The 12,282-nt window shown below is 45.6% G+C and carries 8 protein-coding genes; all 8 read right to left on the bottom strand.

Features of this window, described 5'->3' with window-relative positions; all coding sequences use genetic code 11:
* Window positions 1-19: 19 nt before the first annotated feature.
* Window positions 20-1,279 carry a dipeptidase gene (locus GVN20_RS10980; RefSeq protein WP_166558372.1) on the bottom strand — a complete coding sequence of 420 codons (1,260 nt, stop codon included), beginning with the start codon at window positions 1,277-1,279 and terminating at the stop codon, window positions 20-22.
* Window positions 1,280-1,384: 105 nt separating this feature from the next.
* The gene (locus tag GVN20_RS10975) at window positions 1,385-2,845 is read right to left on the bottom strand and encodes a SusD/RagB family nutrient-binding outer membrane lipoprotein (protein ID WP_166558371.1); all 1,461 of its coding nucleotides are present in this window, start codon (window positions 2,843-2,845) and stop codon (window positions 1,385-1,387) included.
* Between the two features lie 83 nt (window positions 2,846-2,928).
* Window positions 2,929-6,030 (bottom strand): SusC/RagA family TonB-linked outer membrane protein, encoded by a 3,102-nt coding sequence (locus GVN20_RS10970; RefSeq protein WP_166558370.1) that lies wholly within the window; start codon window positions 6,028-6,030, stop codon window positions 2,929-2,931.
* Window positions 6,031-6,518: 488 nt separating this feature from the next.
* Window positions 6,519-7,253: a Bax inhibitor-1/YccA family protein gene (locus tag GVN20_RS10965; RefSeq protein ID WP_166558369.1), complete on the bottom strand. Its 735-nt coding sequence runs from the start codon at window positions 7,251-7,253 to the stop codon at window positions 6,519-6,521.
* A gap of 107 nt (window positions 7,254-7,360) precedes the next feature.
* Window positions 7,361-8,782, bottom strand: a complete 1,422-nt coding sequence (locus tag GVN20_RS10960; protein ID WP_166558368.1) for a Gfo/Idh/MocA family protein — start codon at window positions 8,780-8,782, stop codon at window positions 7,361-7,363.
* A gap of 12 nt (window positions 8,783-8,794) precedes the next feature.
* Window positions 8,795-9,028: a hypothetical protein gene (locus GVN20_RS29565; RefSeq protein WP_206023247.1), complete on the bottom strand. Its 234-nt coding sequence runs from the start codon at window positions 9,026-9,028 to the stop codon at window positions 8,795-8,797.
* A 2-nt stretch (window positions 9,029-9,030) separates the two neighbouring features.
* A complete protein-coding gene (locus tag GVN20_RS10955; protein ID WP_166558367.1) occupies window positions 9,031-10,104 on the bottom strand; it encodes a hypothetical protein in 1,074 nt (357 codons plus the stop codon).
* A 65-nt stretch (window positions 10,105-10,169) separates the two neighbouring features.
* Window positions 10,170-12,239 carry a beta-N-acetylhexosaminidase gene (locus GVN20_RS10950; RefSeq protein ID WP_166558366.1) on the bottom strand — a complete coding sequence of 690 codons (2,070 nt, stop codon included), beginning with the start codon at window positions 12,237-12,239 and terminating at the stop codon, window positions 10,170-10,172.
* Between the last annotated feature and the right edge of the window lie 43 nt (window positions 12,240-12,282).

Below are 12,282 nucleotides of genomic sequence, written 5' to 3'. Positions count from 1 at the left end.
GATTTTAATCAGTTTATGCTTATTTGAGACTTAATTCGCGCGTTTTTCCTTTTTCAACGGCCTTCATCACGCGAAAGAAATTACCACTCCAGATTTTTTCAATGTCTTTTTTAGAATAACCTCGGCGCACCAATTCGATGGTCATGTTTTCGTATTGGCTAACATCAAAGCAATCTGCCAACGCGCCGCCGCCGTCAAAATCAGCCCCCATACCCACGTGGTCTATCCCGATTAGCTTCACAATGTGATCAATGTGATCGATGGCGTCTTTGACAGTAGCCAACTGAATCGGGTATTTTTTATTCAATTCCATAAAATCAGCCCGCGCTTTTTGTTGCTCCGCCTCTGGCAGCGTCATCATTCCCCGACGGTCTTTGATGCTATATTTTGCGTACAATTCTTTCAGCGCACCTTCTCTTTCGGGGCTTGGCGGAATGGTCTTGATATAATCGCTCAGCAAGTTTAATTGAATCACCCCGCCATTTTTAGCCAACGCTTTGAGCATATCGTCGGTGAGGTTACGTGGGTGATTGCAGATGGCCTTTGCCCCGGAATGCGTTGCCACAACAGGCACTTTTGACTGCCGAATCACGTCATAAAACGTAGAGTCTGACACATGCGACACGTCGATAATCATGCCCAAACGGTTCATTTCTTTGACCACTTGCTCTCCCAATGGGCTTAAACCTTGGTATTCGGCGCCTTTGGGGTCTGTGGAAGAATCGCAAATATCGTTGTTGCTTGAGTGGCAAAGCGTCATGTAGCGGGCACCCAAATCGTAAAATTTCTGCAACATTGGTAAATCATGGCCCATGGCATAGCCATTTTCTACCCCGATAAAAATCACCCGTTTGCCTGTTTTTCCAATGCGGTAGGCATCTTCGGGCGTGGTGGCGAGTTCGGCCAATTCGCTCGTTTGTTTCAATGTGGTATTGACCGCATCAAAAATACTCAAAGCGCGTTTTTTTGCCGCTTCGTGCGCTTCGGGCGTACGTGGTCCTTGTCCTAAATAGACGGCAAAGAAAATAGCATCCAATCCGCCGCGTTTCATGCGCGGATAGTCTACTTTGCTGTTGGTGGTGCGGGCGTCGTTGTCTTTAGTAATGTCAAACCCACCGCGAGAGAGCAACATAGGCGTGTCGGCGTGGGTATCTACGGTAAAAGCTTTCTCGTGAATTTTCTTCGCTTTTTTCAGCAAGGCGGCATCGTCTTGCGCTGCCACCGACAACGCCGTGAGCGCAAAACAGGAAATGAGTGTAGACCGAAGCGTGGTTTTCATTAGCATGATTGGTATAGTATAACGATTTATTACAAAAACCTAAACAACAAGGCTTTACCCATGAAACTCCACAGCTAAAGTCTTGTTGTTGAATAAGGAGTTAAGTTATTTTGCAATCCAGAGCTTCAACTTCATGTCGTTTGCTCCTCCTTGCTGCTTAAGCGCAGCAGTAAAGTTAGCGTAGTTAAGCGATTCTTCTGAACCTGGGTACGGCAAACGCGTTGGAATCACACCTCCGTTTACGTTAATAACCGCAGGCTTCAAAGCAGGAACTCCCGTACGACGAAACTCCGTCCAAGATTCAATTCCTTGTCCAAACAAAGCAATCCATTTTTGTTCCATGATCTGCGTGTACCCGTCTGCGCCCGTTTTCAATGCATTGGCCGCCAAATAATCAGCCCCAACCGTCAGTTTATACTGCGTATGTGAAGCCGTAATGGCATTGGTATAATTGGCCGCAACATCGCCTGCCGCCGTAATTCCTTTGTAAGCCATTTCGGCTTTGATAAACAGTAATTCTGAGTAACTCAAGATAACACCAGGAGCCGTGGCACTCACAAAATAAGCGCCTACTTTGGAGGTTTTAGAAAGGCCTAACGCGTTGGCATCGGCATTGGAAAGGCCGTTCGGAACACCTTTATAATCACCACCATCGGCGGGCCTGTCGGCATACACACCCAAACGTGCATCTTTCATGGCCGCCAATTTATTCACAATTGTAGCACTCACGCGGTGGTCGTCGCGGGTTTTTCGGTTTTGATTGATGGGGTTGTTATTGTTGGTGGCATCCAAATAATTAAGTTGAATGTTGTCGGCATTAGATTCAATGACGGGGTATTTGGCGGGGTCACCCAAAATACGGGCGATTTCGGTTTTTACGTCCATTGCAGCATCGGCTTTACTTAGCATCCGGTTAAGCAGACGCAAACTCAACGAATTAGCAAATTTCTTCCAACGGGTCAGGTTATTGGCAAAAAGAATATCGCCCGCAATGGCTTTGGATTTGTCAACGGCATCAATCATGTCATTGGCCACTTTCAACTCCTTGATGATACCTGCGTATACTTCCTTTTGGGTATCGTATTTGGGCTGTAAAACACCTTCTAATCCTTGAAGTGACTGCGTATAAGGAATATCTCCGTAAATATCGGTCAACAACGAATAAACCCAAGAGCGCATAATCATGGCTACTGCCTGATAGTTAGGATTTTTTGTATCAACGCCTAGTTTATAAATCCGCTGATAATCGGGCAACGCCTCCACGTGGAAGGTTTGCCAAGCGTTACTGTACACATCGCTGGAAATCGAATACTGATCGATGTCGGTGTATTGGATACGCGCCCAGTATTGGGGAATCAAATTGCCAATATCCATCCCCAACGACCCGCCCCAATAGGCATCAACGGCACTTTGAATACCGTGTGGCAAAAACAAGTCGGCTGTGGCCACCGAAGGCGCATTGGGGTTGGTATTGATTTCATCAAATTTATCCGTACACGCCATAACGCTGAGCATCAGTGCGGCCGTTAGGGCTTTATAGCGAAAAGAGTGAAATATATTTTTCATGTGAATGTTCATTTTGAAATTTATTAGAACGGAATTAACAAGACTTGGGAAGTTTGTAGACTTCCCAAGTCTGAAACAACTCGTTACAGATTAAAACTAATATTGAAGCCAACGCTGCGGGTGGTTGGAACCTGTCCGTTCTCAATTCCCTGAAGGTTCCCATCGTTATAAAAACTGGTTTCAGGGTCGATATGCGGCACATTGCTATGCAACAAAAGCAAGTTTCTACCCACCACCGAGAGTGAAATATCACGGAATGGAAGTTTTTTAAACACCTGACCACTAATCACATAAGTCAGCTTTACTTCTCTCAGTTTCACAAAACTTCCGTCAAAAATGGTTCCTTCGTTGTTGGTCAGCGCGTAGTATTTGTGGTGCCATTCTTCCGAAGAAATCCGCGTGGTATTGGGTACGAATACTGGCTCCGTAGCAGTTCCCGTGTTTACAACTCCCTCTCCAACAATACCTCCTTCGCGGCCCAGTACCGTTTCGGCCAATACACCCGTATAGCGGCCGATGTTTACCGATTGCGAGAAAATATCTCCGCCCTGTTTGACATCAATCAGGGTACTCAAAGAAACATTTTTGTAGGTAAAAGTATTCTGGAAACCACCAATCCACTTAGGTGTAAAATTCCCTAAAATTCGACGAGTAGGATTTAAGGTAGGATAACCGCTCTTATCGTAAATGATATTGCCGCTTGGATCACGGGCAAAACCTTGCCCAAAGAAAGTTCCGTATGGCTGTCCTACCCGCGCTTCGATGCTCATTCCTCGCACTGTTCCTAAAGTATAAGTAGTTAAGCCTTCGGCCAATTCAATGACTTTATTCTGATTACGCGCCCAGTTGACCGCAATGTCCCACTGAAATGGTCCCGCTTTTACAGGAGTGGCGCTCAGTTGAATCTCAATACCTTTGTTTTGCAATTTACCCGCGTTCAAAAGTTTAGAATTGAAGCCCGTCGATTGCGAAATATTTACGTCAAGAATCTGGTTGAAAGATTGTTTGTCATAGTACGTTACGTCCAATCCAACGCGATTACGCCACAGTTTTACCTCTGCGCCAATCTCATACGAATTGGTCAACTCTGGCTTTAAATTGGCGTTCAACATGGCGTTGTTTTCTGACAAAGAAGGTGTGCTACCCCACGGGTTTTCATACTTGTATGCTTGAATCAAACGGTAAGCATCGGTGTCGTTTCCTACGCGGGCTATCCCCGCCCGTACTTTGGCAAATGATAATACCGTAGACTTGATATTAAACATATCGGTCAATACCGCACTCAACGACCCCGAAGGATAGAAGTACGAACGGTTGTCGGAAGGCAAGGCACTCGACCAGTCGTTACGAGCCGTTAAATCCAAAAAGAGATAATTTCTAAAACCGATGTTGGCGGCCGCATATACGCTGTTTACTTGCTTTTCGGTAAACGAGTTTTCGGCAACTTTGGCTTGGCGCGAGTTACCCAAGTTCCATACGCGAGGAATTGCCAACTCCGTAGCACCCATGTAGTTGCGTTGATAATAATTGCTACGGTGGTTGGCACCAAAGTTGGCGGCCACGTCAAACTCACCGAATTTATGCGTAGCGGTCAACAGAATGTCAGAGTTAGATTCACGAATAAAAATCTGCTCTTCGTTGTAGCTATCGTACTGTTTAGAGCCGTTAAGGTTATCAATCCGCGCCGCATTTTTGGTTTTACGACGGTCAATGTATACGTCAGTTCCTGAGCGGGCAGTCAGCGTCAGCCAATCGTTAAATTTATAGGTAGCGGCTAAGTTGCCATACACGCGGTCACGCTTATTGTATTTGGTGCTCAGGTTTAGTACATAATACGGATTCGTCCAATAGTTGTAGTTCCAGTTGTATTGATAAATGCTGCCCGGTGCCTGATAATTTTGCAATTTTTCCATATCCACCTGACGGCCAAACCAAATAAAATAAAGGCCCCAGTTGGTCCGGTTATCGCTACCGTCTACCACGTAGTTACCCGTTGCCCGGATGCTCAATTTTTTGGTCAGGTTCCAACCTGCGTTCAGCGATACTGTACGGCGCTTGTAGTCGGTATTGGGCAAAATCCCCGTTTGGTTCAAGTCAGTATAAGAAAGACGAAAATCCCCTTTTTCGTTTCCACCCGTGATAGCAATGTTGTTAGTGAAAGTCTTACCAGTCTGGAAAAATTGATTGACGTTGTCAGGGTGCGGAATAAACGGCGTCGGAGTACGAGTACCATCGGCGGCGATTGGCGAGTCAAATTGCGGCAAAAGTCGGCCGTCCATTTTTGGGCCCCAGCTTTCGTCCACACCGTCGTTTACTCCTTTTCCCGTTCCATCCACAAATGAGAACAGGCCTTTGTTACCTTGTCCGTATTCATTTTGCCACTCAGGCAAACGAAACGGGCTGTCAAATGCGGTGTTTGAATTGACCGAAACACCGATGCCTTTCGAGCCTTTTCCGCTTTTTGTCGTAATCAAAATAACGCCATTCGCCCCGCGTGAGCCGTACAAAGCCGCCGCGCTTGGCCCTTTGAGTACGCTTACATTCTCAATGTCGTCGGGGTTAATAGATGCCGCGCCATTGCCGTAGTCTACGCCCGTTCCTGAGCCATAGTTGCCGTTATCAATAGGAATCCCGTCAACCACAAACAAAGGCTGGTTATTGCTTCCGATGGAACTTGCGCCCCGAATCAGAATACGCGAAGAAGCACCCGGCGCGCCGTTGGAACCAGTGACCTGCACCCCAGCGATTTTTCCAGAAAGCGCATTCACGAAGTTGGTAGTACGCGCCTGCGTCATTTGTTTGCCGCTCACTTCTTGAACAGAATAGCCCAAGGCTTTTTTCTCGCGGGTAATTCCCAAAGCCGTCACGACAACTTCACTCAGAATAGAGGCATCTTCATCCAACGAAATATCAAAAGTTGTTTGATTGCCAGTAGCAATTTCTTGCGGCTTGTAGCCAATGAACGAAACGACTAAAACGGCGTTAGGAGGGCCAGAAATGGAGAAATCTCCCGTTGAATTTGCGCTCGTTCCGCGGTCGGAACCTTTGATGACAATACTGGCGCCTGGTAGACTTGAACCGTCTTTGGAAACGACACGGCCTTTCAACAGTCGATCTTGGGCATAGCTCGCTAAAGAGACAAGCATAGAGGCCACTAAACAGGTTGTGGTAAAAAACTTCCTCATGGTTAATGGATATTAAGTTATTGGGCAATATTTGTATTTTTCCAATTTAAACAGCACATTTCTTTTACAGATTTATGCCATTGAATATTCTTAATAGTTTGCGGCCATTTTGAATAAAACTTAATTTTAAAGAGCGAGGAGCTTTTCTTACTTGGCAGTAATAAAGATGCAATTTTAGATTTATTGCACCTTTATTCCAAATATTATTTTAAATAAATTTATTTATACAAAATAATAAACTTTTTATTTTCAAAAATACCTAATTAAACTACTTAAATATTTTAGCTTAAATACTTATTATTCTGTTTAAAACTTATTTACTTTTTATTAACTAACAAAAAATGTAATTATTCCTATAATTTCTTACAAATACACGTATATACCTTAAAGTAGTAGCTACTTTAAAAAAATAAGGTTCAGCCACAAAAAAAAGACGCCAGACAGTTACGTCCGACGTCTTTGAAAAAAGGGAACTAAAATATGTTTCTTTAATCGCGGCTAGAAAGCTTCGCTAATAATCTCAGTACTTCGATGTACAGCCATACAATGGTCACAATCATGCCGAAAGCACAATACCATTCCATGTATTTGGGAGCACCGTGTTCGGCTCCTTGCTCAATCATATCGAGGTCCAATACCAAATTAAAAGCGGCCAAACCCACTACAAAAAGCGAAAAGCCAATACCAAACCACCCATTGTCGTAGATAAGGGGCATTTCAATACTAAACATCCGCAATACCATTGCAATCAAATAAAAGATGGCAACTCCTGCCGTAGCCGCCAAGATAGTCCGCTTAAATGTAGGCGTGGCACGAATCACACCCGCTTTGTACAAACCAACTATCCCTGCCAAAATCGCAAAAGTGAGCAACACCGCTGATAGGCCGATGCCCGGATACATACTTTCAAAAACGAGCGTAGTAGCACCCACAAAAACCCCTTCCACTACTGCATACAAGGGGGCAAGCGTTGGGGCTAGGTGTTGTTTAAAAGCCAGAATTAACGCTATCACAAAGCCCGCAATGGCTCCGCCAATGGCCAAAGGCATAATCAATGCTGGATTAGAAGCAAACAAAAACCAGCTACCCAACGCGGAGGCGAGTACAAGCGCCCCCATCAGGATGATTTTATTGACGGTACCCTGTACGGTCATTGGGCCCTGCCCAACACCTTCCCGCGCGGCCTTTATAAATGATTTTTCCGATAAGGTTGGATTTGCCATGTGATGTAGGAGATTTTAGGTTTTTCAACTGATTTTACAGAATAATAAACGCAAAATGCCATATAAAATTCAAAAAGTCAAGGCAAAATCCTTTTCGGGGTCATTCCTCAAACTTTCGCTTTTGTAGTACCTCCTTTGGTCATCGAAATATCAACAGGCGCGTTATTTTCCCACGAGCCGCCCGTAAAGTCGGGTACATCAATGGAATTGGAACGGTGGGCTACCGACCATCCACTCAAAGGCGCAATACAACTCCACAAAGCCGCGTCGTAGACGTCCTGGTCGAGTGGGAGGCCATTGCGAAGGCAGTCAATCGTGCGCCAGTCCATCAGAAAATCCATGCCACCGTGCCCTCCGACGTTTTTGGCGATTTCGCCCATTTTTTTCACAATGGGTGGCAGGTATTTTTGCTCCAAGGCTTTGTATTCTTCGGCGCTCATCCATTCATGTCCGGTTGAATACCGGGCAGGTTCGGGGTATTTCAAGCCCACGGCCTTGGTACCACTTACCAATTGAATCCGTGAATAAGGTCGTGGCGACGACACATCGTACTGCACCATAATGGTTTTACCTTTATGGGTCTTGATGGTCGTCGTACTCATGTTTCCGTTGAATTGCTTGTCCACGTAAGGTTTGTAAAAATCATCCTTAGCGGCAAGTTCTTTGGCTAAATTGCCCAATACAAAATCACTGCTCGACATCGACGTCAGATACTCCATTTTATCGCCGCGATTGATATTCATCACCTGACAAATCGGCCCCAAACCGTGGGTTGGGTACAGATTTCCTTTGCGCTGATACATTTCATGGAGTTCCCACAACTGATAGAAATGCGTTTTTGAGAATATATACTCCTGCAAATTGTGGATATAGGCGGCCTCACCGTGGACAATTTCTCCAAAGAAACCGTTACGGGCCAAATTGAGCGTGAGCAATTCCGAAAAATCGTAGCAGCAGTTTTCCACCATCATGCAATGCTTTTTGGTCCGTTCTGAAGTCTCTACCAGTTGCCAAGCTTCTTCGATGGTTTTGGCGGCGGGAACCTCCACGCATACGTGCTTGCCGTGCTCCATCGAAAACACCGCCATTGGGGTATGAAACGCCCAAGGCGTGAGGATATAAATCAGGTCAAGGTCGGTGCGCTCAGCCAATTTTTTCCAGATTTCAGGACTGCCTATATAGGTTTCGGGACGATGTCCAGAGGCTTCCACCAATTTTGTAGCGGTATTTACTTTTTCTACGCGAAGATCGCACAGGGCTTTGATTTCTACGCCTTCGATTTTGTTCATCCGCTCCACGGCCCCCATGCCGCGATTGCCCAACCCGATGAATCCGATGCGCACTTTGTCGAGCTTGGGAGCGGCATAGCCACTCATGTTGAATTTTTGGACGCGGGTACGATTGGCTTGTTCGTAAACTTGCGCCATTTCTTCGGGGGTATTGGCGTAAGCGGCAAAAGGATTGGAAGCAAGAAGCCCAAAACCTGTTGCGCTTGCTGTTTTTAAGAAATTTCTGCGGTTGTTTTCCATGTTTTTAGCGGTTTATCCTTCTTCTGTGTATGCCCTAATGCCATTGAGTTTGAAACTTTGCAGGTCGCTCCCAGCCTGGGCGGCCCCGCCGCTGGGCCTCGCCTTCTCCTTCAACGCTCTGTAATTTCGGGCGCGTTGCGCTTTATCCGAAATTACAAGGCGTTTTACGAGAAAGCTGGAAATTAAAAAAATCAAAGATTTGATTAGCTTTATTTTATCTATTTCCTCAATCGACCAAGCTTCCATTTTCAAAAAATACAATCTCCTAAAAATGCAGGTTGGTAGCCTTTTTGGGTGGCCCATTGAACGCAGGTTAGGATGCGGTCACGAAAATCGGGTTGATAGGCTTCATAAAACGGATAGAAATATTGCTCATGTACCAAAAAATCAACGTACGGCGGCAAGCCTGAAGGCAGATTGGCGTAATTGTCGAGGTGCGGTACAATTTCGGGCAGCTCTTTTTTATCAATGACAATGCTGCTGCGAATAAACGTAATTCCTTCCTGCGTATCGTGCCATACAAAGCGTTTTTTCAATTGGCGGCGCTGCTCCACGGTCAGATAATACGACACCGCGAACAGACCATCATCTACGTTAAAATAACCCAATTGCCCCACATAACCCGCATCACGTAAAGCCCGTGAACCTTCGACGGTGGCTTCGCCCCAATGCAGCGTAGTGACAGGCCCCATTACGGCCTCGCCCGCAAAGCGCCGAATTTCGTTTTTGACCAATTCGCAATCTTCGGCCACTTGTTCATACCCTGCCGTGCGGTAGGGCATATCGGGAAACTCACCGCGTGCGTGAAAGCTCAAACGAAGCCAATCAGCATTGGAGGTCCATTCAGATTTATATTTATCAGTTAGTTGCGACAGGTTAAAACCGTCTGTTTCGTAAAAAAGATTCAGGTGGATTTTGGTACCGTAGGCATCGTGAACCTGCTTCAAAAAACCTAAATACTCGTTATCAAAAATAGAATTGTAACGAGCTGAGTTTTGGTGAATATCGCGCAAAAACCAAATATTATCGTCAATCGAAAGGCGGTAGTGACCTGCGAAATTGGGTAACCAAAAAACCGTTATTTGTTGGCTTTCGCCCGTGGTTCTGTTTTGAACTTCCACCAAATTCCTGTATTCAGTAAGGACGATTTGTGCTTCAAAAACACCTTCCTGTTCTCTTGCTTCTACGCCGTTAATCACAATCAAATGCTGCAATGGCGCTTTGACCTTTACAATGGTTTGCAAGGCTCCCTTTTTCACCAAACCATCATACGAATGGAGCATATCACCGTTGATGGGGCTAATAAATTCTATGTTGTTCATTTCCTAAAAAGCCCCCCACCCCCGACGGGGGAGTTTTGTTTCTACTTTTTTGAGGGTTTTATATGTTAAAAATCAGGACTAAACAGTTCGGTAAACGATTTAACAGGCTCTTCTTTTTTTCGTTGAATCTGAAAATCAACGACTTTGAGATGCAGTTTTCGCCAAAGACTATATTCCACATCAAACCGCCCCAAAATAGAGTTCAGTCGATAGGGCATATATTCCGAAAGCCACGTTTGAGCGTAAATTTGTTTTAGTTCTCCCGTTTCGTCCATCGCATCCACCAATAAACTGTGACATGGATACGTCAAATCATAAATTACGTAATCTTCCTTCTTTTTGACGAGCATGGCATAATTCCAACGGTCAACGATGGCTTTGGCCCAAATAAATCGCGTGGCCGAATAATTGATGAGCCGCGCCGACACCAGCAATGAACTGATAAAAGCGCTGTCAGATTTGGAGGCTTTTTTTAGAGCAGCTATCAAATTGGCCTGCGCCTCTTCACTATATTTTCTAACTTCCCTAAACTCTGCCGCGTGTGCTTCGGTATTGGCCAAATAGTACGCAGAAAAAGGATTTGACCAAGCTTCTACCAACGTGCCGCGCGGCATACTTTGGGTGTTTTTGCCTAGGCATTTCTTCAAATATTCGACCGAGGTAGCGATATTATCAAAGGCATCACCCATTTCTTTGCCAGCATTGGGATACATCACCGACGCGTAATGCCGGGCAAACGCCTTTTTATCAGGGGATTTGCCCTGCCAAGCGGAAATGCAGCCGTAGGCCATAAACATCCAGGACGAGCGTACAAACGGCTCAACCGAATCAGTCCAAACCGACGTGATAAATCCCAATGTTTTATGGCGCAAGCCAGCTCGTAAACACAAATCAATGTTGTCGTAAGTATAATCGGCTTCGGGATAAATATGTCCCCAACCCGAAACGGCCGGTTGAATAAAAAAAGGCTTCTTTTCTTTCAGGACGGGATTCAAATAATGGTACGTAGCCACCGAATCGGGCGAATATTGCCAAATGACGGGAATGACCTCGGTAGGAAATTTCTTCATAATTTCGGGATAAAACGAGTTCATGTCCGTCCACGCCATGAGCGTTTTACCGTATTGCTTGAGTTCGTCGCTTACAAACGTCAGTTGCTGAATAAACAGCGCTTCGGGATTCAAAGACATTTCGCCAGTGCTGTTTAAACGTTTGGTTTCCCAAGTTTCATCAAAACCCACATGAATAAATGGGCTTTTGAACAGCGCGGTATATTGTTTTATCCAATTTTTGAGCAACGTCTGTACACCGGCATTGCGCGGGTCAAGCTCGTGCCCGTAGCGCCCAATAGCCAGAGAGGCGTATTTCTCATTCCGAATCAGTTCGTGCAAATGCCCGTAAAAATTCACAAACGGAATCACATCAATGTGCCGCTCACGGGCATAGGCAATGATGCTTTTGATTTGGTCCTGGGTGTAGCTTGCCTTGTAATTGAGCGTAGCATAGCCGTCAAGCTCAATACTTACTTCGTTATAGAAATAATATTGGTTGGTTTTCCAACGCGCCAAAAAGTCAATCTGTTTTTTGATTTCTTCTACGGTCAACAAACCACCGTGCGCAAAATCCATCATCACACCCCGAAAAGCCAACTGAGGTTGGTCTTGAATCGTCACAAAAGGTAAAGCCGCTTTGGCCCCCGAACCCTCAATCAACTGACGAATCGTCTGAACGGCGTAATACAGACCCGTTGAGGTTTGGGCGATGATCTCTACCCCGTTGGCATTCACGGAAATTGAATACTGTTCCCGCGTACTTCCTGCCTGCGCTTCGTTGGTTTCGGGCAATTCCCGTCCCAGTGTTTTGACCGTAAAACGAATGTTCGCCGTATTGGCCGCATGGGTCATTTTGAGCGCTTTTCCGCTCCGCTCCCTAATCGTTTGTTTGAGTTCGTCCAGGGCGAAAACAAGGTCTTTCGGGGCGGTTGGGGCTATATAAAGCGACAGATTTTGCAACAACAGCTCCCCTTGCCCGTATTGAATTGAAGTCGGTTCAGGGTATAAAACAGGGCGATTTTGGGCAAAAATCCCTGCAAATGCCCAAAAACAGGTACAAAAAAGGGTCAAAAGGGATTTCATGAATAAAAAATTAAGGGTTTAGCGCAGTCGCCGCACGGGCGGC

This window comes from Runella sp. CRIBMP, from assembly GCF_009905605.1.
In the GTDB taxonomy this organism is placed as follows: domain Bacteria; phylum Bacteroidota; class Bacteroidia; order Cytophagales; family Spirosomataceae; genus Runella.
Note: the sequence above shows the minus strand (reverse complement) of the source record. Positions and strands in the feature narration are given on the sequence as shown.